Raw genomic sequence first — 23,626 nt, 5'->3', positions numbered from 1 at the left:
ATTCTAACCCAGGCCTTATGACAACCCCTGCCTCGATCTGCCTGCTGCGCACCTCCGCCATTGGCGACGTCACCCACGTGGTACCGCTGGTGCGCACCCTGCAGCAGGCATGGCCGCAAACCTCGCTGACCTGGATCGTCGGCAAGCTGGAACGCAAGCTGGTCGGCGACCTGCCCGGCGTGGAATTCGTCACCTTCGACAAGACCGCCGGCTGGGCCGGCATGCGCGCAGTACACGCAGCGCTACGCGGGCAGCGTTTCGACGCGTTGCTGCAGATGCAGGTGGCGCTGCGCTCGAACCTGCTCAGCCTGGGCATCAAAGCCGACCGCCGCATCGGCTACGACCGCGCCCGCGCGAAGGACCTGCACGGCGTGGTGGTCAACGAACGCATCCCGGCGCGAACCGGCGAGCATGTGCTGGACGCGATCGGCAGCTTCTGCGAACCGCTGGGGCTGCAGCAGACCCAGGTGCGTTGGGACATCCCGATTCCCGACGAGGCACACGCCTGGGCTACCGAGCAGTTGCCCGGCGATACACCGACCCTGCTGGTCAGCCCCACTTCCAGCCATGCACTGCGCAACTGGCGGCCAGAGCGCTATGCCGCGGTGATCGACCATGCCGTCGCCCGCGGCTGGCGCGTGGCGCTGGTCGGCGGCCCGTCCGCCTTTGAGCGCGAGATGGCCGACGCCGTGCTGGCGGCGTGCCAGGCGCCACCGTTCGACCTCACCGGCAAGGACACGCTGAAGAAATTGCTGGCCCTGCTCGCGCGCGCCCAGCTGCTGCTGACCCCGGACTCCGGCCCGATGCACATGGCCAACGCGGTGGGCACCCGCGTGCTCGGCCTGCATGCGGCAAGCAACCCGGATCGTTCCGGCCCGTATTCCGATCGCCGCTGGTGCGTGAACAAGTACGACGAAGCCGCGCGCAAATACCTGGGCAGGCCGGCCAGCGAGATCCCGTGGGGCAGCAAGATCGAGAAGCCCGGCGTGATGGACCTGATCGGCGTGGACGAAGTGATCGAACGCTACGAAGCCGCCGCGCGCGACCTGCAACTGCCGTAGGAGCCCGCTCTGCGCCGGTCAGACCGCGCGGTAATCCTGGTACGACTTTTCCTCGACCAACTGCGAGCCGAGTTTGAGGTTGATCTCGCGCTTGAACGCGGCGCGCTCGTCGTTGCGGAAATACACCGAGCGGGCGAGCTCGATGAACTCGGCATCGAACGCCTGCGCCCTCTCCTTCAGGCGGATCCGGTCCTCGATGTCCCACAGCAATTCGTTCACCGCCAGCAGGCGGGCACGCGCATCGCTGATGTCGGTCTGCGAGGCTGCGTCGCCGGCCCAGGTCGCGTTGAGCAGGTCCAGCTCGTTGCGCACGTTGGCCAGCTTGGCCGCGTCGGCGATCCGTCGCGACTTGATTTCCAGGATGGTGATCTTGTCGATCAATTCGCCGTAGGACACCGGGGTCTGGATCAGGCTCATGGTCTTGGCTTCCGTCAAAAAGGATGAGTCACGCCGCCGGGCGAAATGCGCCCTGCTGCACCAGCGCGCAGACCGTGCGCACGTCACCGTCCATCGCGCGGTCGCGATGCATGAAACCGATGTGCCGACGCAGGATCGCATGCGCGGCGCGCACGGCGGCGCCGGCATGGAAATCGCCGGCACCGGCCAGCGCCGCAGCGAGCTGCTGCACTTCAGCGACAAACTGCGCGTAGTGCGGCTGGCCTTCGCGCGGCGCATTGGCGATCTTCGCCGCCAGTGCCTGCCAGCCACCGCGGCTGGCCAGCCGGCGCGCCGCGTTCAGCATTTCCTGGCGGTAGTCCAGCGCCTGTGCGGCGGTGTACAGCTCCAGCGCCAGCACGTGGCCGAGGTCTTCCATCATCTCCAGCACGTGGCGCGCCTCGTTGGCGCCCATCGAGACGTGATCCTCGGCGTTCGCGCTGGTCGGCACCGAGTACACGCTGGCCGGATGCGCACGCGTGGCCAGGTCGTTGACCAGCGCCGCGGCGGTGTATTGCACGATCATGAAACCGGAATCGGTGCCGTCCTCGTTGCCGGTGAGGAAGGCCGGCAGGCCGTCATTCGTGGCCGGGTCGACCAGCTTGTTGAGCCGGCGCTCGGAGATCGAGGCGAGCACCGGAATCGCCGCCTTCACATAGCTCATCGCCAGCGCCAGCGGCATGCCGTGAAAGTGGCCGGCCGAGATCACTTGCTCTTCGATGAACTGCGCGTCCTCGTTGTCCGGGAAGATCAGCGGATTGTCGGTGACCGAATTCAGCTCGATATCGATCACCCGGCACGCCTGCGCCCAGGCATCGCGCACCGCGCCATGCACCTGCGGCATGCAGCGCAGGCTGTAGGCATCCTGCGGCTGGTGTTTCTTGCCGCCCTTGAACGGCAGGAAACGACTGTAAAAGGTCTCGCGGCCGTGGCGCTGGTTCGCCGGCACCCAGTCCCAGCCGATGTCGAAGCTGAGCGCCTGGTCGTCCGCTTCGTTCCACGCCTCGGCCCGCCACGGCTTGAAGCGCGGCACCAGGTGGTACGGAATGTCGAGCAGGGTGGAGTCGGCCAGCAATTCGCGCACATGCGCGGCGGTGGCCACCTGACCCGGATGAGGGCGCAGTGCGTGGACGTCCGCGCGCAGGGCGCCGCTGCGTCCGGCGAACGCGTCCAGCGTCATCGCCGCGGCGAGGTCGGCGGTATCCAGCAGTTGCTCCAGCTTGTCCAGCGCCAGCGCGGCGGTCGCCAGCATTTGCGCGGTGCCGTTGTTGAGCGCCAGGCCTTCCTTGAACGACAGCCGGATCGGCGTGAGCCCGGCGCGCTTCAGCGCTTCGGCGCCACTCACCCGCTCGCCCTGGTAGAACGCCTCGCCACCACCGAGCAACACGATGGCCAGGTGCGACAGCGGGGCCAAGTCGCCGCTGGCGCCGACCGAGCCCTTCTCCGGCACTACCGGCACCACGCCGGCGTTGAGCATCGCGGTGAGCGCTTCGAGCGTGCTCACGCGAATGCCGGAGTGCCCGCGCATCAGCGTATTGATGCGGATCAGCAGCATCGCCCGCACCACGTCCTCACCGAACGGTTTGCCCACGCAGACCGCGTGGGTGATGATCAGGTTGTGCTGCAGTTCCTCCAGCAGCGTGCCTTCGGGCGCGTGTGGATTCCCGCCCGGCAACTCGTCGCGCACGCGATGCGCGCCGAGCAGCTTGTCGGCGTTGCTGCCGAAGCCGGTGGTGACGCCGTAGGTCGGTTCGCCGCAGCTGACTTTCTCGGCGAGGAAATCGGCGGCGCGCTGCACGCGCTCGAGTTGCGTCTGGTCCAACGCCACCGATGCGCCCTGCCGTGCCACCGCCACCAGTTGCGCGCGCGTCAGGCTGTTGCCGTCGAGAAGAATCGTTTCACTCACTGGTTGCTCCAGACTTGTTGCCATACCACCACTGCCGTCATTCCCGCGAACGCGGGAATCCATCTTGCTGTTACGCATCACCTGCAACGCAAATTCGCCGCAATTACAACAATTCTTCCCAGCGATCCCGCCAATCCGGATTGCTGTCCTCGATCAATTCCAACTTCCATGCGCGATTCCATTTCTTCAGCTGCTTTTCGCGCGCGATAGCCGAGAGGAAATCGGGTTGAAACTCGAACCAGACCAGTCGATTCACACCATAGCGCCTGGTAAAACCCTCGACCACGCCGTCGCGGTGTTCCCATACACGCAACTTGAGGTTTCCCGTCACGCCTATGTACAAGGTGCCGCGTTCGCCACTGGCCATGATGTAGATGGCTGGTTGTTTGGGAGTCATCCATGCCTCCGTATGCTTTTTTGGCCGTCATTCCCGCGAAAGCGGGAACCCATTTCTGCTACAAGGCTCAAGGTCAAATTGGATTCCCGCTTTCGCGGGAATGACGGCATTCAAGAGCATTTTCGCCGCTACATTCTCACCCCATCGCCGCGGCCTGCTCCAGCTCCACTCGCAGCGTCTTGACCAGTTCGCTGCGCGCCACTTCGAACTGGTCCTCGCGGCGCAGGTCCTTCACCGTCACCACGCCGCGGGCGAGTTCGTCCTCGCCCAGCACCACCACGAAGCGGATGCCGGCGCGGTCGGCGTACTTGAACTGCTTGCCCAGCTTGCCTCCCTCCAGCACCACCTCAGTGGCGATGCCGGCGCCGCGCAGCTCACTGGCCAGCGCCAGGTAAGCCGGCAGCTGTGCCTCGTCCATCTGGGTCACCAGCACGTCGACGGTGCTCTTCGCCGTATCGATCAGGCCGGCGTCGCGCAGTTGCCAGTACAGCCGGGTCAGGCCGATCGAGATGCCGACGCCGGGCAGGTGCGACTTGGTGTACTGGCCGGCCAGGTTCTCGTAGCGCCCGCCGGAGCAGATCGAGCCGATCTGCGGGTGGTCGTTCAGCGTGGTCTCGTAGACCGTGCCGGTGTAATAGTCGAGGCCGCGGGCGATCGACAGGTTCAGCGCGTAGTGCGTCTGCGGCACGCCGAAGGCATGGATCAGGCCCAGCACTTCCTTCAGTTCGCTGCGCCCCTGCTCCATCGTTTCCGGACCGGCGCCCAGCGCATCGAGCTTGTCGAACGCATCCTGCAGCGAAGTCGAGCGCACCTGCACGAAGGCGAGGATCTTCTGCGCCACCTCGGCGCTCAAGCCGAACGCTTCACCGGTCAGCGTGTCGCGCACGTAGTCGGCGCCGCGCTTGTCCAGCTTGTCCACCTCGCGCAGCACCAGCATCTGCTGCTCGCCATCGACGATGCCCAGGCTCTCGAAGTAGCCGCGCATCAGCTTGCGGTTGTTGAGCTGGATCGTGAACGGGCCGATGGCCAGTTCGCGGAACACGCTGTAGATCACCGCCGGGATCTCGGCGTCGTAGCGCACCGACAGCGTGTCCTTGCCGATCACGTCGATGTCGCACTGGTAGAACTCGCGGAAACGCCCGCGCTGCGCGCGCTCGCCGCGGTACACCTTCTGCATCTGGTAGCGGCGGAACGGGAAGCTGAGATCGCGCTCATGCTCGGCCACGTAGCGCGCCAGCGGCACGGTGAGGTCGAAACGCAGCGCCAGCTCGGGCGTGCCCTCATCGGCCTTGCCCAGCGCGCCGGTGGACTGCACGAAGTACACCTGCCGCTCGGTCTCGCCGCCGGTCTTGGTCAGCAGCACGTCGGAGTATTCGATCACCGGCGTCTCCACCGCCAGGAAGCCGAAACGCTCGTAGTTGCGGCGGATCACGTCGAGCATGCGCTGGAACGCGATCTGGTCGAGCGGCAGCAGCTCGAGCACGCCGGGCATGGTGCGGGCCGGGGTAAGCGCCATGGAATCCTCTACTGACGATGGGAGACGTTCCGTCGCGTGACAGGCCGCACGACGGCAGCCGTCAAGATTAACAGAACGCCGCCGCCCTTCCCCAGCGGATCGTCCAGCGGATGCATCGAACCTGTTGCCAAGCCCCCGGTCGACGATTAAGATACGCGGCTTCCCACGGGGTGTAGCTCAGCCTGGTAGAGCGCTACGTTCGGGACGTAGAAGTCGCAGGTTCGAATCCTGTCACCCCGACCAAATTCGATGAAGAAGCCGGCCTTGCGCCGGCTTTTTCATGTGCATGATGCGGCTTCGTCAGCCGGCCAGGGCCAACGCGGCCAGCCGATCGAGCTCCTCCTCGACGAAACCGGCCTGCAGCCGTGCCGGGCGGTTGAACGGGCCACGCAGGCTCACCCCCATGTAGTCGCGCAGCAGGGTGAAGAACGTCTCGACCGGGTCGATGCCGTCGCGCTCGCAGCAGTGGCGGTACCAGCGGGTGCCGGCGGCGACGTGGGCCACTTCCTCGCGCAGGATCACCTCCAGGATCGCCACCGTGCGTTCGTCGCCGAGTCCGCGCAGCCGCTCGATCATGCCGGGGGTGACGTCCAGCCCGCGCGCCTCCAGCACGCGCGGCACCAGCGCCATTCGTGCGGTATCGCTATCGGCGGTTTTCTCGGCCATTTCCCACAAGCCGTTGTGCGCGTCGAAATCGCCGTAGGCGTGGCCCAGCTCGGCCAGCCGATCGGACAGCAGCGCGAAGTGACGCGCCTCGTCGTTAGCGCAGCTGGCCCAGTCGCGGTAGTACGCCGCGGGCTTGCCACGGTAGCGGTAGACCGCGTCCCAGGCCAGATTGATCGCGTTGAATTCGATATGCGCCACGGCGTGCACCAGGGCGGCGCGGCCTTCGTCGCTGCCCAGTCCGCGCTGCGGCAGCTGGCGGGCGTTGACCAGCTGTGGTTTCGCGGGACGACCGGGCGGGCCGATCGGCGCGGGCGACGCCGCTGCCGGGTCGGCGTGCAGATCGCCGGCCAGCAAGGCCTGCCACGCCTCGCGAGTGAGGCGCAGCTTCTCCGCCGGCTCGGTGGCGTCCAGGCAGCGTTTGGCGGCGGCGTGGAGATCGTTCATGCGGCAAGACTGGGGCGAGCTGTCGCCCCTCGCCTCTGCTCTCAAACCACTCGCCGCGCGGCCTTGGCGTCGTCCGAGCGCAGCATCTCGATCTGCTCCAGATAGCTCTGGTCGAGGCCGGTGACGTATTCGCCGGAGAAGCACGAGGTGTCGAACTGCTTCAGCTCCTCGTTGCCGTCCTGCACCGCCCAGATCAGGTCCTTCAGGTCCTGGTAGATCAGCCAGTCGGCGCCGAGCGTCTTCTCGATCTCCTTCTCGGTGCGCCCCGCGGCGACCAGCTCCGAGGCCGACGGCATGTCGATGCCGTACACGTTCGGGTAGCGCACCGGCGGCGCGGCGGAGGCGAAGTAGACGTTCTTGGCGCCGGCGTCGCGGGCCATCTGGATGATCTGCTTCGAGGTAGTGCCGCGCACGATCGAGTCGTCGACCAGCAGCACGTTCTTCTTGCGGAATTCCAGGTCGATCGCGTTGAGTTTGCGGCGCACCGATTTCACCCGCTCGCCCTGCCCCGGCATGATGAAGGTGCGGCCGATGTAGCGGTTCTTGACGAAGCCCTCGCGGAACGGCACGCCGAGCGCGCCGGCCAGCGCGCTGGCGGCGGTGCGCGCGGTGTCGGGAATCGGGATCACCGCGTCGATGCCGTGATCGGGCCGCTCGCGCAGAATCTTCTCGGCCAGTTTCTCGCCCATGCGCAGGCGCGCCTTGTACACCGAGACGTCCTCGATCATCGAATCCGGCCGGGCCAGATAGACGTATTCGAAGATGCACGGCGTATGCGGCGCGCCCTCGGCGCAGCGGCGGGTATACAGCTGGCCGGCGTCGGTGATGATCACCGCCTCGCCCGGCGCCACGTCGCGGATGCGCTTGAAACCCAGGATATCCAGCGCCACCGACTCGGATGCCACTGCGTACTCGTGGCCTTCCGCCGTGATCCGTTCGCCCAGCACCAGCGGGCGGATGCCGTTCGGATCGCGGAACGCGATCAGGCCGTAGCCCAACAACAGGGCGATGCAGGCGTAGCCACCACGGGCGCGCGCGTGCACGCCGGCCACCGCCTTGAAGATGTGGTCCGGGGTCAGCTCCATCCGGTCCTGGATCTGCAGCTCGTGCGCCAGCACGTTCAGCAGCACCTCGGAATCGGACTCGGTGTTGATGTGGCGGCGGTCGTCCTGGAACATCTCGCGGCGCAGCGCGTCGGTGTTGACCAAGTTGCCGTTGTGCGCGAACGCGATGCCGTACGGCGAGTTGACGTAGAACGGCTGCGCCTCAGCCAAGCCTTCCGAGCCGGCGGTGGGATAGCGGCAATGGCCGATGCCGATGCGCCCGCGCAGGCCGCTCATCGCGGCCTGCCCGAACACGTCGCGCACCAGGCCGTTGCCCTTGTGCAGGCGCAGCCGCGCGCCGTCCACCGTGGCGATGCCGGCGGCGTCCTGGCCGCGATGCTGCAGCACCGTCAAGCCGTCATAGAGCGCCGATGCCACCTCGGTGGTACCGACAATGCCGATGATTCCGCACATGGTTTGTTGCCTGCTTCAGAGGGTATGTTCAGAAAGTTGGGGATGGACCGGCCGTGCTGGCCGCCGCCGGTAGCGCCGGACGCATCACGCTCGCCGCCGGCGCGGGCGTCATGCCCGATATGGGGGCCGGCAACATGGCCGGCAAGCCGTGCAGGCGATCGAGCACCGCCGGCGGATGGATGTACTCGCGGACGCTGGGCGGCACCTGCTGGCCCAGCCAGGCCGCCACGTGCTGGAAGCGCGGCAACAGCACCGACTGCTGCCACCACGGATCGCGCGTGAACGCGGTGAAACCGATCAGGAACACCAGCAGGGTCACCAGCAGCACGCCGCGCACGAAGCCGAACAGCATGCCCAGCAGCCGGTCGGTGCCGGACAGCCCGGTGCTCTCGATCAGCTTGCCGATCACGAAACGCAGCAGCGCGCCGAGGATCAGCACGGCGACGAAGCAGAGCCCGTAGCCCACGATGATCCGCGCCGACGGCAGCTCGATCACATGCCTGAAACGTTCCGCCACCATCGGACCGAACGTCCATGCCACCCAGAACGCGGCGATCCAGATCGCCAGCGCCATCACCTCGGAGATCAGGCCGCGCCACAACCCCACGAATACCGACAGGGCCAGCACGCCGATGATGATGTAGTCGGTCCAGTTCATTCGTTCATCCGCCTGGTCCGCGTGCCGGTACCGGCATCAGGGCATCGACACGACGTTGCCGTCGATGCCCAGCTTCGCCTTGATCTGGTCGTGCACGCGCTGCGCGTCGCTGCGCTGGGTCTGCGGGCCGGCGCGCACGCGCCACAACCGCTTGCCGCCGGACTGCACCGAATCGACGAAGCCGTCGAAACCGTTCGCACGCAGCTTGTCGCGCAACGCATTCGCATCGGCCTGGTTGCTCATCGCCGCCAGCTGCACGGCCCAGCCACCCGCCTTGGCGGTCGTGGCCACGGGCGTCGGTGTCGCTGCTGCGCTGCTTTCGCGGCTGGCGTCCTGTTCGAGCCGGGCCGGCACGCCGGGAATCGACTGGGTGATCTTCAGCCGCGCGGCCTCGGCCGCGGTGCGCGTTTCGAACGGCCCGGCAATGACCAGGGTGCGCGACTTGCCGGCCTGGGTGATGGCATGACCGCTGACCGGATAACCCAGCTCACGCACCCGGCGTTCCAGGTTCGCGGCGCCGGCCTCACTGGCGTAGGCGCTGAGGTTGAGCGTGTAGCTGCCGCGCCCCGCGACGGGTGCCACCGCTGCGGGGGCAGGCGGCGCGACCGGGGTCGGCCGGGGCGGCGTGGCGACTGCCGGTGGCGGCTTGGTCGCCGGCGGTGCGCTGGCGTTTGCCGTGGTCTGCTGCGGGATCACCGGCTGGCTCGGCGACGTGCCCGAGCCGGTGGTCACCGTGGTCGGTTGCGGCGGCTTGCCGGCTTCGGGATCGGTTTCGACGTCACGCGGGCGGCTGGAGCCGATGTCCACCGTGGCCAGCCGGTCGCTCGATGCCGGCGTCACCGTCTGCGCTGGCATGCTGGCGGCGCTCGATCCGTTGGCGGCGGCATCCGGGGTCAGGCTCATGGTGCGGGTTTGCAGGTCGCGATCCGGCGCCGGCGGGATCGCCAGGCTGACCGCCTGGTCGCCACCTGGAGCCGGTGGCGTACTGGAAAAGAACATCGGCACGAATAGAACCGCCAAGGCAATCAGGACGGCGGCTCCCAGCAGGCGTGTTTTCAAGTTTTCGCTCCAGGGCGGCAAACGCGGTGCACAACGGCGCGATTATACCTGCCCGCGCCGGGCGCCATGAATCGCCCTCAGCCGAGGCGTTCAGCGAGCACCGCGCTGGCCACGAAAAACGAGCCGAATGCGAGGATGCGTTCGCCCGGCTGCGCTGCCGCGCGCGCCGCCGCCAGCGCGGCGGCCACATCGACGTGCTCATCGTACGTGGCCTGCGGCAGGGTCCGCTGCAGGATCGCGGCCAGCGCCGCCACCGCCATGCCGCGCGGGGTGGCCCGATCAAGCCCGGCCAGGTGCCAGTGGTCGATGCGTGTACCGAGTGCGCCGATCACCCCGGCCACGTCCTTGTCCGCCAGCGCGCCGTACACCGCATGTACCCGTGCCGGCGGCTGCGCATCCAGCCACTCGGCCAGCGCGCGGGCGGCCTGCGGGTTGTGGCCCACGTCCACGATGACCGGTGGTTCGCCGCCGATCGACTGCAACCGCGCCGATACGCGCACCTCATGCAGGCCGGCGCTGACCGCCGCGAAGAAGGCGCTGGGCGCGAGCGTGCCCAGGTCGAGCGCATGCAGCGCGGCAATCGCCGCCGCCGCGTTCGCGTACTGCACCGGCGCCGCCAGCGCGGGATCCGGCAGCTCCATGGCGCTGCCGTCGCGGTGACGCCAGCGCCAGCCATCCTCGTGTCGCTCGACGCCGAAATCGATCCCGGCCCGCTCGATCCGCGCGCCGCAGGCGGCCAACGCCTCGAGCAAGCCAGCCGGCGGGTCCAGTTCGCCCACGATCACCGGCCGCCCGGCCCGCGCGATGCCGGCCTTCTCGCGGCCGATGCTGTCGCGGTCCGGGCCCAGCCAGTCCACGTGGTCCAGGTCCACCGTGACGATGATCGCGACATCGGCGTCGATGATGTTGACCGCGTCCAGCCGGCCGCCCAGCCCCACTTCCAGCAGCGCCACGTCGACGCCGGCGCGGGCGAACAGGTCGATTGCCGCCAGCGCGCCGAATTCGAAATAAGTCAGCGGAACGGCATCGCCCGGGCCCGCGCTGCGCGCCGCCTCGATCCGCTCGAACGAGGCGACCAGTGCCGCATCATTGGCATTGGCGCCGTCGATGCGCACGCGTTCGTTGTATTCCAGCAGGTGCGGCGAAGTGAACGCGCCCACACGCAGGCCAGCGGCGGTGAGCATCGCCTCCAGCAAGGCAACGGTGGAGCCCTTGCCGTTGGTGCCACCGACCGTGATCACCTGCTTTGCCGGCGCCGGTGCGCCCATGCGCTGCCATACCTCACGTACCCGATCGAGCCCCAGCTCGATGCTGTGGACGTTGACACGTTCCTGGTATGTCAGCCATTCGGCGAGAGTGCGGCTCATGCAGTGACTTCGTGCAAATTGGGAAACACCAAGCTTAAAGCATCGTCTCAAACGGACGAATGAATGCCGCTGCAGCGCACGTCATCTTCATCGCGAACATAGCGTCACAACGCCGCCTTGCGCAGCCGCAGCGCGTTGCTCACCACCGATACCGAACTGAGGCTCATCGCCAGCGCGGCGATCATCGGCGACAGCGTGATGCCCCACCACGGGTACAGCACGCCCGCCGCCAGCGGCACGCCGACCGCGTTGTAGATGAAGGCGAAGAACAGGTTCTGGTGGATGTTGCGCACCGTTGCCTGCGACAGCTTGCGTGCACGCACGATCGCGCCCAGTTCGCCCTTCACCAGGGTCACCTGCGCGCTCTCCATCGCCACGTCGGTGCCGCTGCCCATCGCGATGCCGATGTCGGCCGCCGCCAGCGCGGGCGCATCGTTGATGCCGTCGCCGGCCATCGCCACACGGCGGCCTTCGGCCTTGAGTCGGTTCACCACCGCCGCCTTGTCGGCCGGCGACACGTCGGCATGCACTTCGTCGATGCCGAGCGTGCGCGCCACCGTCTGCGCGGTGGTGGCGTTGTCGCCGGTGAGCATCACGATGCGCAGGCCGGCTGCGTGCAGCGCCGCGATCGCCGCCGGGGTGTCTGGCTTGATCCGGTCGGCCACCGCCAGCAAGGCGGCCAGCGCGCCGTCGACAGCCAGGAACATCACCGTGGCGCCCTGCCCGCGCAACTGCTCGGCGCGGGCGTTGGCGTCGTCGCCGATCGCGATGCGCGACTCGGCCATCAGCTTCGCGTTGCCCAGTGCCGCGGTGCTGCCGTCCACTGTCGCGCTGACGCCGCGACCGGTCAGCGAACGAAAATCGGTCGCCGCCAGCGTCGGCACATCTTCGGCATCCGCCGCCGTCACGATCGCCCGCGCCAGTGGATGCTCGCTCGGCCGCTCCAGTGCGGCAGCCAGCGCCAGCAGGCGTTCACGCGGCTGGCCGTCCAGGATCACCAGCTCGGTCAGCGCCGGCTTGCCCATGGTCAGTGTGCCGGTCTTGTCGACCACCAGGGTGTCGATGTCGCGCATGCCCTCGATCGCGCTGGCATCCTTGAACAGCACGCCGTGCTGTGCACCACGGCCGCTGGCCACCATGATCGAGATCGGCGTGGCCAGGCCCAGCGCGCACGGACAGGCGATGATCAGCACCGACACCGCGGCGATCAACGCATGCGTCAGCCGCGGCTCCGGCCCGACGATCGCCCACACCACGAACGCCAGCAGCGCGACCACCACCACCGCGGGCACGAACCACCCTGCCACCTTGTCGGCCACGCGCTGCAGCGGTGCCCGGCTGCGCTGCGCCTGCGCCACCAGTGCCACGATCTGCGCCAGCATCGTCTCGCCACCGACCTTCTGCGCGCGCATGGTCAGCGCACCGTCCTGGTTCACCGTGGCACCGGTCACCAGGTCGCCCGATGCCTTGGCCACCGGCATCGGCTCGCCGGTAAGCATCGACTCGTCGACGTGGCTTTCGCCCTCCAGCACCACGCCATCGACCGGCACCTTCTCGCCGGGACGCACGCGCAGCACGTCGCCGGCGTGCACGTCATCCAGCGGCACGTCGCTCTCACTGCCGTCGGCGGCGATCCGCCGCGCGGTCTTCGGCGCCAACCCGAGCAGTGCCTTCAGCGCCGCGCCGGTGCGTCGGCGCGCGCGCAGTTCCAGGAAATCGCCCAGGGTGACCAGGGTGACGATCACCGCCGCCGCCTCGAAGTACACCGCGACCCGGCCGTGCGCGTCGCGGAAGCCGTCCGGAAAGACCCCCGGCAGCACGAACGCCACCGCGCTGTACAGCCACGCCACGCCGGTGCCCAGCGCGATCAGCGTGTACATGTTCGGCGACCAGGGTTTCAATGAACGCCAGCCGCGCGCGAAGAACGGCGCGCCACCCCACAGCACCACGATGCTGGCCAGCACCGCCTCGACCCAACCAGCCCAGCCATCCCACTGCGCGGGCAGATGCCAGTCGAACAGGTGCGGCTCCATCGCCAGCGCGAACACCGGCAGCGTCAGCACCACCAGCCACCCGAAGCGCCGGGTCATCGCCGACAGCTCGCCGCCGTCGTCCTCATCCAGCGTCGGCATCATCGGCTCCAGCGCCATGCCGCAGATCGGGCAATGACCGGGACCCACCTGCCGGATCTCGGGATGCATCGGACAGGTGTAGATCGTGCCGGGTGGCGCCAGCGGTGCCGCATGCTTTTCGAGATACGCCGACGGATCGGCGACGAACTTCTCCCGGCAACGTGCGGAGCAGAAGTAATACGTGTGGCCGTCATTCCCGGCGTGCTGCTTCGCCGTCTGCGGATCCACCGTCATGCCGCATACCGGATCCTTCACGGTGTGCGCGTGGTCGTGATGGACATGCGCATGATCGTGCCTCGCCATCGGCACCGGCTTCGCTGCGCAGCAGCCTGCCGAATCACCCTTTGTTTCGCCGGCAGCCAGATACGTCGCCGGCGATGCGTCGAACTTCGTCATGCAGCCGCCGCAGCAGAAATGGAACGTCCGCCCATCATGCGTGGACTGATGTTTCGACGTAGCCGGGTCCACCGACATGCCACAGACCGGATCGGTCGCCATCGCAGACGCCTTGTCGTCACCGTGACAGCACGCATGAGCGTTCATGCCGACACCTGTTCGTCGCTGAGCGCGCGCAGGATCGGACACTCCTCCGGCTTGCCGTGCCCCGGGCACGACGCCACCAACTGCGCCAATCCGTCGCGCACGCGCTGCAGTTCGGCGATGCGCTGCTCGATCGCCGCCAGCCGCTGCTGCGCCCGCCGCTTCACCGCCTTCACCCCGCGCTGGCGATCCGCCGACAACGCCAGCAGTTCGCGGATCTCCTCCAGCGTGAAGCCCAGATCCTTCGCGCGACGGATGAAGCGCAACTGCGCGACCGTACCCTCGCCGTAACTGCGATAGCCCGAGGCGCGCCGCTGCGGCTCGGGCAGCAGGCCCTCACGCTCGTAATAACGGATCGTGTCGATCGCCACGCCGACGCGCTTGGCGACGGCACCGATGGTCAGGGAGGAAATTTGTGTGCTCATGCCGCATAGTCTAGACCATGGATCCAAGTCCAGAGTCAAGCAGTCTTCCGTGTGCCCGCAGTTCACCCCGCCGCGACCGCCGGATCACGATCATTCACGGAACACGTACCCGCCGCCCACCGGAGGAGCCCGCTCGCATGTGGATCGCGATACTCGCCACCTTCGCCATCACCGCGCTTCTGGTGGTCGTCTCGATGAACTTCCATCGCCCGGAAAAATCCGTGCGCCATCACGTAAGCCACTGTCATGCGATCGATGACCCGCAGTTCCGGCGGGAGATGGATGCGATTCTCGGGCCGGGGGTGCTCGCCGGCAACGAGATCACCGCACTGCAGAACGGCGAACAGATCTTCCCGGCGATGCTGGAGGCCATCCGTGGCGCCAGCCGCAGCATCACGTTCGAGACCTACATCTACTGGTCCGGCGATATCGGCAAGACCTTTGCCGATGCGCTGAAGGAACGTCGCCAGGCGGGCGTGGCGATACACGTCATGCTCGACTGGGCCGGCAGCGCGAAGATGGATGCGCGCCTGATCGACGAACTCACCGACGCCGGCGTCGAGGTGGAGCGCTATCACCCGCTGCGCTGGTTCAGCATCGGGCGGCTCAACAACCGAACCCATCGCAAGCTGCTGATCGTGGACGGGCGCATCGGCTTCACCGGCGGCGTGGGCATCGCCGACCAGTGGCAAGGCCACGCCCAGGATCCGGAGCACTGGCGCGATATCCACTTCCGCGTGCAGGGCCCGGTCGTCGCGCAGCTGCAGTCCGGCTTCATGGACAACTGGATCAAGACCACCGGCCGCGTATTGCACAGCGCCCTGTACTACCCCGTCCTGCAGCCGGCCGGCGACAAGGGCATGCACCTGTTCGTAAGCTCCCCCGCCGGCGGCAACGCCAGCATGCGTCTGATGTACCTGCTAGCCGTGGCCGCCACCGTGCGCTCGATCGATCTGCAGGCCGCCTACTTCATCCCCGACCGCCTGATCGTCGACGCCCTGGTCGCCGCGCGCGAACGCGGCGTCCGTGTCCGCCTGCTGGTGCCTGGCCGCCACATCGACTCCGCCCTGGTGCGCATGGCGAGCCGCCGCCGCTGGGGCCGCCTGCTCGCCGCCGGCGTCGAGATCCACGAGTACACGCCCACGATGATGCACAACAAGATGCTGATCCTCGACGGCGAACTGACTTCGGTCGGCTCCACCAATTTCGACATGCGCTCGTTCGATCTCAACGACGAGGCCAGCCTCAACATCTACTCCCGCGAATTCGGCCAGCAAATGACCGCTGTGATGGACGCCGATCTTCAGCACGCCATGCCTTACACCCTGAGCATGTGGCAGCGACGACCATGGCGGCAGAAGCTCGGCGAGCTGCTGGCAATGCCGATGGAGTCGCAGTTGTAGGCCTGTACCCGGGTTCCGGAAAGCGAAACTCGACACCCTCAAGATCGACAGCCCGCAGGGGCATCGCCAGGTCACCGTGAAGGGATACGGCCACAACGCCATCCAGGTCGCCCGTGAAGCCAACTGGCAGCTGGCCTACCAACGCGCGTTCGAGGATTACCTGAAACAGTTTGCCGACGCCGCAGGCAACAACGGGCTCTGAACAGCCGCGTTGCGAGATCCACGAGGCGGCAGCAACTGGCCCGCACGCCGGCCAGCTGCCGCCGCCCCTGTCGAGGCCATATGCCGCGCTGGTGAACGTCACACGGCTCAGGCAGAGGCTGGCCGACGCTTGTTGGCCGCGACCGCCCGCTTGGTCGGCACACACTTGGTGGCGGCCGTCGAGCACGAGCTGCCGGACTGGCTGCAGCAGTGATCGGTCAGGTAGCCGATCAGCTCGTTCATCGCCTCGATCACCGGCGCGTAGTAGATGAAGCGCCCGCTCTGCCGGCTGCTCACCAGGCCCGCATGCGACAACTCCTTCAGGTGGAAGGACAGCGTGGCGTTGGGCAGGCCCAGCTTCTCCGCGATCGCGCTGGCCGCCAGTCCTTCCGGCGCATGCTCGATCAGCAGCCGGTAGACCGCCAGCCGCGATTCCTGGGCGAGCGCGGCGAGAATCGTGATGGCTTGCTTGTTCTGCATGAGGTGACGAGACTCCTGTTGCTTACGGTGATTCATACCAGCGTTTGCTGCGGTTGACGATGCGCACCACCGACAGCATCACCGGCACCTCGATCAGCACGCCCACCACGGTCGCCAGCGCCGCACCGGAATGCACGCCGAACAGGCCCACCGCGGTGGCCACGGCCAACTCGAAGAAATTGCTGGCGCCGATCAGCGCCGAGGGACCGGCCACGCAGTGCGGCACGCCGAAACGGCGATTGAGCCAGTACGCCAGGCCGGCGTTGAAATACACCTGGATCAGGATCGGCACCGCCAGCAGCGCGATGATCGCCGGCTGCGCGATGATCTGCCGCCCCTGGAAACCGAACAGCAGCACGAGGGTGGCCAGCAGCGCGAACAGGGACGCCGGCCCCAGGCGCTGCAGCAGTTTCTGCAACCGCGCCTCACCACCGCGGGCAAGCACCCGGCGCCGCAGCAGCACGCTGAGCACCACCGGCACCACGATGTACAGCAGCACCGACAGCAGCAGCGTGTTCCACGGCACCGTGATCGAGGAGATGCCCAGCAGCAGCGCCACGATCGGCGCGAACGCCACCACCATGATGGCGTCGTTCAGGGCGACCTGGCTCAGCGTGAATGCCGGCTCGCCGTTGCACAGGTTGCTCCACACGAACACCATCGCCGTGCACGGCGCGGCGGCCAGCAGGATCAGGCCGGCGATGTAGGAATCGAGCTGTGCGGCCGGCAGCTGGCCGGCGAAGACGTGGCGAATGAAGATCCATCCCAGCAGCGCCATCGAGAAGGGCTTCACTGCCCAGTTGATGAACAGCGTGACGCCGATGCCCTTCCACTGGCGGCGCACGCCGCCGAGCGCGCCGAAGTCGATCTTCAGCAGCATCGGGATGATCATCAGCCAGATCAGCACCGCGACCGGCAGGTTCACCTGGGCCACCTGCATGCCGCCCAGCGCCTCGAAACTGCCCGGAAACAGGTGGCCCAGCAGCGTGCCGGCGACGATGCACAGCAGTACCCAGAGGCTGAGCCAGCGCTCGAAGAAGCCGATGCGGGCGCCCTCCGCGGGGACCGGACAGGCGATCAATTCCGCTGACGCCTGGTTCATGCGTCTGCTTCTTCGTCGGTGATGCTGCCGATGTGATCGAGCGCCTGTTTCAGCTCGTCGCGGCCCATCGTTTCCACCGGCAGTTTCAGCAGCGCCGCGATTCGATAAAGGATCAGCGTGTGGGCACGCCGGAACGCCGCGATCGCGGCATCCGTCCCTTGGGCGGCGGCCGGATCCGGCTGGCCCCAGTGACTTTTCACGAAGTCGCCGAACAGCACCGGGCAAGTCTCGTTCGCGGCGTTGTCGCAAACCGTGATCACGATATCCAGCGGCGGCGCACCCGCTTCGGTGAAGCGGTCCCACGACTTGCTGCTGAGTCCTTCGGTGGCGATGCCCAGGGCCTTGAGCTCCTCGATCGCGTAGGGATTGACGCGCCCGGTCGGCTGGCTGCCGGCACTGAACGCCTCGAAGCGTCCCTTGCCCAGGTGGTTGAGGGTGGCCTCGGACAGGATGCTGCGGGCCGAGTTGCCGGTGCAGATGAACAGGACGCGACACGGATGCATGACGGCGATTCCGACTTGGTTTCTATATTTCCATAATGATAGAATCATTAAACCAAAGCAACAGGAAACGTGCCCGTGCCGATCCAGGACCTGCCGCACATTGCCGCCGATATATTGGACACCCCCAGTCTGGCCAAGCTGGCCTTGCCGGCCGACGCCGACCACCCACCACGGATCCTGATCTTGTACGGCTCGCTGCGCCCGCAATCGTTCAGCCGCAAGCTGGGGCTGGAAGCCGAACGCATCTTGCGCCAGTTCGGCGCCGAGACGCGGGTGTTCGACCCGCACGAACTGCCCCTGCTGGACAGCGTGCCGGCCAGCCATCCCAAGGTGCAGGAGTTGCGCGCGCTGTCGCTGTGGTCCGAGGGCCAGGTCTGGGTCAGCCCCGAGCGGCACGGTGCGGTGACCGGCGTGTTCAAGAACCAGATCGACTGGCTGCCGCTGGAAGACGGCAGCGTGCGGCCCACGCAGGGACGTACGCTCGCCGTGATGCAGGTCAGCGGCGGCTCGCAGTCGTTCAACGTGGTGAACGCGTTGCGCGTGCTTGGCCGCTGGATGCGCATGGTGACCATCCCGAACCAGTCGTCGGTGGCCAAGGCTTGGCAGGAGTTCGACGACAACGGCCGGATGAAGCCGTCGCCGTTCTACGACCGCGTGGTGGACGTGATGGAAGAGCTGTTCAAGTTCACCTTGCTGGTAGGCGGGCGCAGCGACTACCTGGTCGACCGCTACAGCGAGCGCAAGGGCGCTGCCGCGGCGCGGGCGTTGGCGGCCGCGGCCGAGGTGCTGGAAAGTGCCGCGACGGCGAGCAAACCCACCTGCTGCAGCAGCGGAACGTGTTGAGCCTGCGACTCCCGCCTGCCGCAACCGCCGGCTAAACCGGCGCATCCTCCGCCGCGACGAAGCCGCCGGTCTGCCGCTTCCACAGCCGCGCGTACAAACCCTCGTGCGCGATCAGCTGCGCATGCGTGCCGGTCTCGACGATCTGCCCCTTGTCCAGCACCACCAGCCGGTCCATCCGCGCGATGGTGGACAGGCGATGCGCGATCGCGATCACCGTCTTGCCCTGCATCAGGATGTCCAGGCTGTCCTGGATCGCCGCTTCCGCTTCGGAGTCGAGCGCCGAGGTCGCTTCGTCCAGCACCAGGATCGGCGCGTCCTTCAGCAGCACGCGGGCAATCGCGATGCGCTGGCGCTGGCCGCCCGAGAGCTTCACGCCGCGCTCGCCGACCAGCGCGTCGTAGCCGCGGCGGCCCTCGCCGTCGCTGAGGTTCGGGATGAACTCCTCGGCGCGCGCCTTGCGCACGGCCTCGGTCACCTGCGCTTCGCTGGCGTCGGGGCGGCCGTACAGCAGGTTGTCGCGGATCGAGCGGTGCAGCAGCGAGGTGTCCTGAGTCACCACGCCGATCTGCGAGCGCAGACTTTCCTGGGTGACGCGGGCGATGTCCTGGCCGTCGATCAGGATGCGTCCGGCCTCGAGGTCGTACAGCCGCAGCAGCACGTTGACCAGGGTGGACTTGCCGGCGCCGGACGGGCCGACCAAGCCGATCTTCTCGCCCGCACGCACGGTGAGGTCGAGCCCGGCGATCACCCCGCCCTGCTTGCCGTAGTGGAAGTGGATGTGCTCGAAATGCACGCCGCCGTTGGTCACCTCCAGCGGCATCGCGCCCTCGCGGTCCTGCACCGCGCGCGGCCGCGAGATCGTGGTGATGCCGTCCTGCACGGTGCCGACGTTCTCGAAGATGCCGTTGACCACCCACATGATCCAGCCGGACATGTTGTTGATGCGGATCACCAGCCCGGTCGACAGCGCGATCGCGCCCACCGTCACCCGGCCCTCGCTCCACAGCCATAGCGCCAGCGCCGAGGTGCCGACGATCAGGAAGCCGTTGAGCGTGGTGATGCTGGCGTCCAGCGCGGTGGTGACGCGGGTCATCCGGCGCAGCTTGTCGGTCTGCTCGGCCATCGCATCGGCCACGTAGGCTTCCTCGCGCCGCGTATGCGCGAACAGCTTCAGCGTCAGCACGTTGCTGTAGCCGTCGACGATGCGCCCCATCAGCTTCGAGCGCGCCTCCGAGGCCAGCCACGAGCGCTGCTTGATGCGCGGAATGAAGAACGCCAGCAACCCGACATAGGCGAACACCCAGGCGACCAGCGGCGCGGCCAGCCAGACATCCGCCTGCGCAAACAGCACGACCGCGCTGCCGGTATAGATGGTGACGTACCAGATCGCATCGACGATCTGCACCGCCGATTCGCGCAGCGCGCCGCCGGTCTGCATGATGCGGTTGGCGATGCGCCCGGCGTAGTCGTTCTGGAAAAAGCCCAGGCTCTGGCGGATCACGTAGCGATGGTTCTGCCAGCGGATGCGGTTGGTCAGGCTCGGCACGATCGCCTGGTTCACCAGCAGGTCGTGCGCGCCGATCGCCAGCGGCCGCACGATCAGCGCGACGAAACCCATCCACAACAACTCGTTGCCGTGCTGCCGGAAGAAACCTGCCGCCGGCACGCCCTTGGTCATGTCGACGATGCTGCCGATGAAGCCGAACAGCGACACCTCGACGATCGCCACCACGAAACCCACCGCGATCGCCACGGCGAACACCGGCCACACCTGGCGCAGGTAGAACGCGTAGAAGCGCCACACCGACGTCGGCGGCATGCCGTCGGCCGGTTCCTTGAACGCATCGATGAGGGATTCGAACCAGCGGAAGATCATGGGTATTCCGGGCCTGCGGGACCGTCATTGTGCTTGAAGCCCGCACGATGCGGTGTGACGATGCGGCCTCTCCGTCGTGACACACGGGATCAACAGCATGACCACCGAAACCTTCGAAGGCACCTGCACCTGCGGCGCCATCCGTTACCGGCTCACCAGCGCGCCGCTGATCGTGCACTGCTGCCACTGCAGCTGGTGCCAGCGCGAGACCGGCAGCGCGTTCGCCGTGAACGCGATGATCGAGACCGACCGGCTGCAACTGCTGCAAGGCGAGCCGATCATGGTGAACACGCCGTCGGAGAGCGGCAAGGGCCAGCAGATCGCACGCTGCGCGCAATGCCACGTGGCGCTATGGAGCCACTACCCCGGCGGCGGCAAGGCGGTCGCGTTCGTGCGCGTGGGCACGCTGAAGGAACCGTGGCGATGGCCGCCGGACATCCACATCTACACCTCGACCAGGCAGCCCTGGGTGGCACTGCCAGCGGACGTTCCCGCCGTGCAGGAGTTCTACGACATCGACCGGGTCTGGTCGCCGGCCAGCCTGGAACGGCGCGCAGCACTGCGGGCGGCGAGGCGTTCGTAATCTGAACGCCAGCCGTGAAGGCGGCCGCCCATCCGGCCGGTGCGATTGACCGCCTGCAGCGGCGCTCCGATCATGGGCGGATGCCTACCCTGCTCCGCTGCCTCCTGCTCTTTCTGCTGACCCTCGGCAGCACCGCGTCGTTTGCCCAGAGCAGCGACCAGCCGTCGACTGCGGTGCCCGCGGCGACACCCGCGCAGACGCTGGACCAGCTGGGCAGCCAGCTCGGCACCGTCAAGGCTGCGCTGAAGGACAAGAAATCCGAAGTGCCGCTAGCCGACCTGCGCACCACCGCGCTCGGCGTGCAGGACCAGGCGCGCCAGCTGGCCGCCAACCTCGCGCCACAGATGACCGCCCTGCAGGCGCAGCTTGCCGTGCTGGGGCCAGCGCCGGCGAAGGGAACACCACCGGAAGCGCCGGAAGTCGCTGCGCAGCGCCGCAAGCTGGACAAGACGCAGGCCGATCTGGACGCGCAGATCAAGCAGGCGCAGTTGCTCAGCCAGAACGCAACGCAACTGGCGGCGCAGATTTCCAGTCTCCGCAACGACGAGTTCCAGGCACGGCTGGCCTCGCGCACGGCCACCCCGTTCAGCCGTACGTTCTGGGCCGATCCGGTGCGCACGTTTCCGGATGACATGGTGCGCCTCAAGCGCCTCGGCTCGCGCTTCGCCAGCACGGTAGAGCAGGCGTGGCAGCCACCGAACCGGCAGCCGCTGGTGTGGTGCCTGATCGCCGCCGCACTGCTGCTGGGCGGCGGCCGCTGGGTACTGGAACGGCTGTTGCTGCTGCTGGCCGCACGCCATGTACCGGACGGCCATTTGCGACGCAGCGCGATGGCCGCCGCGGTGGCGCTGGCCGCGGTCCTCACCACCGGGCTGGCGGCGCAACTGGTCTACCTGGGACTGAACTGGAACGACATTCTCGACGACGACCTCGCCGCGCTGGCCACCAGCGTGGTCGGGCTGGTGTGCTTCGCCGCGTACGTGACCGGACTGGGCCGGGCGCTGCTGTCGGTACCGCGGCCATCGTGGCGCCTGCCGGCGCTGTCGGACCTGGCGGCGCAACGGCTGCGCCTGTTCCCGTGGCTGCTGGCCGCGGCGGCGCTGCTGTTCGGCCTGCTCGACCGCACCAGCCGCGCGATCGGTACCAGCCTGCCGGCGACGGTGGCCACGCGTGGCCTGTTCGCGCTGGTCATCAGCGGCCTGATCGGCCTGGCGTTGCTGCGTCTGCGCCGCGCCCGCCGGGAACAGGCCGCCAGCGGTGCCGAGCCGGAGCACCGGCCGGTATGGATCGGCCTGCTCAGCGCAGCCGCCACGCTCGGCGTGGCGATCAGCTGGCTGGGCGTGGCCACTGGCTTCATCGCGATGGCGTTCTTCGTCGCCGTGCAGATGCTGTGGGTCGGCGTGATCGTGGCTACGGTGTACCTGCTGATCCACCTGCTCACCGACCTGATCGATACCTTGCTGTCGCCGCGTGGGCGCAGTGGCCAGCGGCTGCAGACCACCTTCCAGCTGGCGCCGCACACGCTGGAACAGACCGCCACACTGCTGGTCGGCATCTGTCGCGTGGGGTTGGTACTGTTGGCGCTGGCGACCGTGCTGACCCCGTTCGGCGCCGGCCCGAAGGACCTGCTGGCCAGCGCCGAACAAACCCTCGGCAGCTTCAAGCTCGGTGACCTGGCGATCAACCCGGGCAGCATCTTCAGCGCCACGCTGGTGCTGGTGGCGGGGCTGTTCGTGCTGCGCACGCTCAAGCGCTGGCTGCGCGAGCAACTGCTGCCGAAGTCCACGATGGAACCGGGCATGCAGGACTCCATCGCCACCCTGCTCGGCTACCTCGGCGGCATGCTGGTGTTCGTGCTGACGCTGGCCGCGCTGCAGGTGGACCTGAAGAGCATCGCCTGGATCGTCAGCGCGCTGTCAGTGGGCATCGGCTTCGGCCTGCAGGCGATCGTGCAGAACTTCATCTCCGGCCTGATCCTGCTGGTCGAGCGGCCGGTGAAGGTGGGCGACTGGGTCAGCCTGAGCAGCGACGTCGAAGGCGACATCCGCCGCATCAACGTGCGCGCCACCGAGATCCAGATGGGCGACCGCTCCACCGTGATCGTGCCGAACTCGCAGCTGATCACCCAGAACGTGCGCAACGTGACCCTGGCCAACGCGCAGGGCCGCGTGCAGATCAAGCTGCCGATGCCGCTGGATACCAACGCCGGCAAGGTGCGCGAGCTGGTGCTGGGTGTCCTGCGCGCGCACCACGACACGCTGTCCACGCCGGCGCCGTACGTGCAATTGGAAAGCGTCGCCACCGGCGTGATGACCTTCAACTGCGTCGCCTACGTCGGCAGCCCGCGTGAGGTCAGCGGCGTGAAGAGCGACCTGCTGTTCGAGATGCTCGAACGCCTGCGCAGCGAACGGCTGCCGATGACCAGTCCGCAGAGCATGCTGGTGCGCACCTTGCCGCCGCCAGCCGAAGGCGACGACAGCACCGGCTGAGTCGACGCCCCGTCGCGGCGATC

21 protein-coding genes and 1 tRNA gene are annotated in these 23,626 nt (G+C 67.6%); 7 read left to right on the top strand and 15 right to left on the bottom strand.

The genetic code is table 11. From position 1 onward, the window contains the following. Positions 1 to 17: 17 nt before the first annotated feature. The gene (locus tag ABD024_RS06785) at positions 18 to 1,061 is read left to right on the top strand and encodes a glycosyltransferase family 9 protein (RefSeq protein WP_343850943.1); all 1,044 of its coding nucleotides are present in this window, start codon (positions 18 to 20) and stop codon (positions 1,059 to 1,061) included. Positions 1,062 to 1,079: 18 nt separating this feature from the next. Here the strand turns inward: ABD024_RS06785 and ABD024_RS06780 are convergent, their stop codons facing one another. From ABD024_RS06780 to hisS, 4 genes are all read right to left on the bottom strand, one after another. Next, positions 1,080 to 1,478, bottom strand: a complete 399-nt coding sequence (locus ABD024_RS06780; protein ID WP_343850941.1) for a DUF6165 family protein — start codon at positions 1,476 to 1,478, stop codon at positions 1,080 to 1,082. A gap of 28 nt (positions 1,479 to 1,506) precedes the next feature. Further along, the gene (locus ABD024_RS06775) at positions 1,507 to 3,426 is read right to left on the bottom strand and encodes an HAL/PAL/TAL family ammonia-lyase (protein ID WP_425543130.1); all 1,920 of its coding nucleotides are present in this window, start codon (positions 3,424 to 3,426) and stop codon (positions 1,507 to 1,509) included. Between the two features lie 79 nt (positions 3,427 to 3,505). Further along, positions 3,506 to 3,799: a GIY-YIG nuclease family protein gene (locus tag ABD024_RS06770; protein ID WP_343850938.1), complete on the bottom strand. Its 294-nt coding sequence runs from the start codon at positions 3,797 to 3,799 to the stop codon at positions 3,506 to 3,508. Between the two features lie 136 nt (positions 3,800 to 3,935). Next, positions 3,936 to 5,315 carry a histidine--tRNA ligase gene (hisS, locus tag ABD024_RS06765; RefSeq protein ID WP_343850937.1) on the bottom strand — a complete coding sequence of 460 codons (1,380 nt, stop codon included), beginning with the start codon at positions 5,313 to 5,315 and terminating at the stop codon, positions 3,936 to 3,938. A 166-nt stretch (positions 5,316 to 5,481) separates the two neighbouring features. On the opposite strand from hisS, the gene ABD024_RS06760 reads away from it, so the two are divergent. Next, a tRNA-Pro gene (locus ABD024_RS06760) sits at positions 5,482 to 5,558 on the top strand. 57 nt (positions 5,559 to 5,615) lie between these two features. Here ABD024_RS06760 and ABD024_RS06755 read toward each other — a convergent pair. From ABD024_RS06755 to ABD024_RS06725, 7 genes are all read right to left on the bottom strand, one after another. Continuing rightward, positions 5,616 to 6,425 (bottom strand): ferritin-like domain-containing protein, encoded by an 810-nt coding sequence (locus ABD024_RS06755; RefSeq protein ID WP_343850935.1) that lies wholly within the window; start codon positions 6,423 to 6,425, stop codon positions 5,616 to 5,618. Positions 6,426 to 6,466: 41 nt separating this feature from the next. Continuing rightward, positions 6,467 to 7,942 carry an amidophosphoribosyltransferase gene (gene purF, locus ABD024_RS06750; RefSeq protein WP_343850933.1) on the bottom strand — a complete coding sequence of 492 codons (1,476 nt, stop codon included), beginning with the start codon at positions 7,940 to 7,942 and terminating at the stop codon, positions 6,467 to 6,469. Positions 7,943 to 7,970: 28 nt separating this feature from the next. Then, the gene (locus ABD024_RS06745) at positions 7,971 to 8,600 is read right to left on the bottom strand and encodes a CvpA family protein (protein WP_343850931.1); all 630 of its coding nucleotides are present in this window, start codon (positions 8,598 to 8,600) and stop codon (positions 7,971 to 7,973) included. 36 nt (positions 8,601 to 8,636) lie between these two features. Next, the gene (locus ABD024_RS06740) at positions 8,637 to 9,659 is read right to left on the bottom strand and encodes an SPOR domain-containing protein (protein WP_343850929.1); all 1,023 of its coding nucleotides are present in this window, start codon (positions 9,657 to 9,659) and stop codon (positions 8,637 to 8,639) included. Between the two features lie 77 nt (positions 9,660 to 9,736). After that, a complete protein-coding gene (gene folC / locus ABD024_RS06735; protein WP_343850927.1) occupies positions 9,737 to 11,026 on the bottom strand; it encodes a bifunctional tetrahydrofolate synthase/dihydrofolate synthase in 1,290 nt (429 codons plus the stop codon). 104 nt (positions 11,027 to 11,130) lie between these two features. Beyond that, complete coding sequence (locus ABD024_RS06730; RefSeq protein WP_343850925.1) at positions 11,131 to 13,701, bottom strand: heavy metal translocating P-type ATPase; 2,571 nt, start codon at positions 13,699 to 13,701, stop codon at positions 11,131 to 11,133. Continuing rightward, positions 13,698 to 14,123, bottom strand: a complete 426-nt coding sequence (locus ABD024_RS06725) for a heavy metal-responsive transcriptional regulator (RefSeq protein ID WP_343850923.1) — start codon at positions 14,121 to 14,123, stop codon at positions 13,698 to 13,700. The genes ABD024_RS06730 and ABD024_RS06725 overlap by 4 nt, the downstream gene beginning before the upstream one ends. Before the next feature lie 137 nt (positions 14,124 to 14,260). Between ABD024_RS06725 and ABD024_RS06720 the strand changes: the two genes are divergently transcribed. After that, positions 14,261 to 15,526 carry a phospholipase D-like domain-containing protein gene (locus ABD024_RS06720; RefSeq protein WP_343850921.1) on the top strand — a complete coding sequence of 422 codons (1,266 nt, stop codon included), beginning with the start codon at positions 14,261 to 14,263 and terminating at the stop codon, positions 15,524 to 15,526. A 76-nt stretch (positions 15,527 to 15,602) separates the two neighbouring features. Beyond that, positions 15,603 to 15,728: a hypothetical protein gene (locus ABD024_RS06715; RefSeq protein ID WP_343850919.1), complete on the top strand. Its 126-nt coding sequence runs from the start codon at positions 15,603 to 15,605 to the stop codon at positions 15,726 to 15,728. A gap of 107 nt (positions 15,729 to 15,835) precedes the next feature. Here the strand turns inward: ABD024_RS06715 and ABD024_RS06710 are convergent, their stop codons facing one another. From ABD024_RS06710 to ABD024_RS06700, 3 genes are read right to left on the bottom strand one after another with little or no spacing between them, the layout of a single operon-like run. Then, positions 15,836 to 16,207, bottom strand: a complete 372-nt coding sequence (locus tag ABD024_RS06710; RefSeq protein ID WP_343850917.1) for an ArsR/SmtB family transcription factor — start codon at positions 16,205 to 16,207, stop codon at positions 15,836 to 15,838. A gap of 22 nt (positions 16,208 to 16,229) precedes the next feature. Beyond that, positions 16,230 to 17,309, bottom strand: coding sequence for an ACR3 family arsenite efflux transporter (arsB, locus tag ABD024_RS06705; protein ID WP_343850915.1), 1,080 nt, complete (start codon positions 17,307 to 17,309; stop codon positions 16,230 to 16,232). Beyond that, positions 17,306 to 17,812: an arsenate reductase ArsC gene (locus ABD024_RS06700; protein WP_343850913.1), complete on the bottom strand. Its 507-nt coding sequence runs from the start codon at positions 17,810 to 17,812 to the stop codon at positions 17,306 to 17,308. Before ABD024_RS06700 ends, arsB begins: the two co-directional genes overlap by 4 nt. A gap of 75 nt (positions 17,813 to 17,887) precedes the next feature. Here ABD024_RS06700 and arsH point away from each other — a divergent pair, with 75 nt between their 5' ends. Continuing rightward, positions 17,888 to 18,655, top strand: coding sequence for an arsenical resistance protein ArsH (arsH, locus tag ABD024_RS06695; RefSeq protein WP_343850911.1), 768 nt, complete (start codon positions 17,888 to 17,890; stop codon positions 18,653 to 18,655). A gap of 31 nt (positions 18,656 to 18,686) precedes the next feature. Here the strand turns inward: arsH and ABD024_RS06690 are convergent, their stop codons facing one another. After that, positions 18,687 to 20,528 (bottom strand): ABC transporter ATP-binding protein, encoded by a 1,842-nt coding sequence (locus tag ABD024_RS06690; RefSeq protein ID WP_343854531.1) that lies wholly within the window; start codon positions 20,526 to 20,528, stop codon positions 18,687 to 18,689. Between the two features lie 100 nt (positions 20,529 to 20,628). Here ABD024_RS06690 and ABD024_RS06685 point away from each other — a divergent pair, with 100 nt between their 5' ends. Together ABD024_RS06685 and ABD024_RS06680 are read left to right on the top strand one after the other, a co-directional pair. Then, positions 20,629 to 21,114 (top strand): GFA family protein, encoded by a 486-nt coding sequence (locus ABD024_RS06685; protein ID WP_343850909.1) that lies wholly within the window; start codon positions 20,629 to 20,631, stop codon positions 21,112 to 21,114. 80 nt (positions 21,115 to 21,194) lie between these two features. Beyond that, positions 21,195 to 23,603: a DUF3772 domain-containing protein gene (locus tag ABD024_RS06680; protein WP_343850907.1), complete on the top strand. Its 2,409-nt coding sequence runs from the start codon at positions 21,195 to 21,197 to the stop codon at positions 23,601 to 23,603. Positions 23,604 to 23,626: the final 23 nt, after the last annotated feature.

The sequence above is a fragment of the Rhodanobacter soli genome, from assembly GCF_039523495.1.
Lineage (GTDB): Bacteria > Pseudomonadota > Gammaproteobacteria > Xanthomonadales > Rhodanobacteraceae > Rhodanobacter > Rhodanobacter soli.
This window is presented reverse-complemented; position numbering and strand designations above follow the sequence as displayed.

Bases quoted from the DNA above. Each gene is read 5' to 3' on its own strand.
- ABD024_RS06755 (WP_343850935.1), bottom strand. From the start codon at position 6,425: ATGAACGATCTCCACGCCGCCGCCAAACGCTGCCTGGACGCCACCGAG.
- ABD024_RS06710 (WP_343850917.1), bottom strand. From the start codon at position 16,207: ATGCAGAACAAGCAAGCCATCACGATTCTCGCCGCGCTCGCCCAGGAA.
- folC (WP_343850927.1), bottom strand. From the start codon at position 11,026: ATGAGCCGCACTCTCGCCGAATGGCTGACATACCAGGAACGTGTCAAC.
- arsB (WP_343850915.1), bottom strand. From the start codon at position 17,309: ATGAACCAGGCGTCAGCGGAATTGATCGCCTGTCCGGTCCCCGCGGAG.
- ABD024_RS06700 (WP_343850913.1), bottom strand. From the start codon at position 17,812: ATGCATCCGTGTCGCGTCCTGTTCATCTGCACCGGCAACTCGGCCCGC.
- purF (WP_343850933.1), bottom strand. From the start codon at position 7,942: ATGTGCGGAATCATCGGCATTGTCGGTACCACCGAGGTGGCATCGGCG.
- ABD024_RS06685 (WP_343850909.1), top strand. From the start codon at position 20,629: ATGACCACCGAAACCTTCGAAGGCACCTGCACCTGCGGCGCCATCCGT.
- ABD024_RS06720 (WP_343850921.1), top strand. From the start codon at position 14,261: ATGTGGATCGCGATACTCGCCACCTTCGCCATCACCGCGCTTCTGGTG.
- hisS (WP_343850937.1), bottom strand. From the start codon at position 5,315: ATGGCGCTTACCCCGGCCCGCACCATGCCCGGCGTGCTCGAGCTGCTG.
- ABD024_RS06785 (WP_343850943.1), top strand. From the start codon at position 18: ATGACAACCCCTGCCTCGATCTGCCTGCTGCGCACCTCCGCCATTGGC.
- ABD024_RS06725 (WP_343850923.1), bottom strand. From the start codon at position 14,123: ATGAGCACACAAATTTCCTCCCTGACCATCGGTGCCGTCGCCAAGCGC.
- ABD024_RS06745 (WP_343850931.1), bottom strand. From the start codon at position 8,600: ATGAACTGGACCGACTACATCATCATCGGCGTGCTGGCCCTGTCGGTA.
- ABD024_RS06770 (WP_343850938.1), bottom strand. From the start codon at position 3,799: ATGACTCCCAAACAACCAGCCATCTACATCATGGCCAGTGGCGAACGC.
- ABD024_RS06780 (WP_343850941.1), bottom strand. From the start codon at position 1,478: ATGAGCCTGATCCAGACCCCGGTGTCCTACGGCGAATTGATCGACAAG.
- ABD024_RS06775 (WP_425543130.1), bottom strand. From the start codon at position 3,426: ATGGCAACAAGTCTGGAGCAACCAGTGAGTGAAACGATTCTTCTCGAC.
- ABD024_RS06730 (WP_343850925.1), bottom strand. From the start codon at position 13,701: ATGAACGCTCATGCGTGCTGTCACGGTGACGACAAGGCGTCTGCGATG.
- ABD024_RS06680 (WP_343850907.1), top strand. From the start codon at position 21,195: ATGCCTACCCTGCTCCGCTGCCTCCTGCTCTTTCTGCTGACCCTCGGC.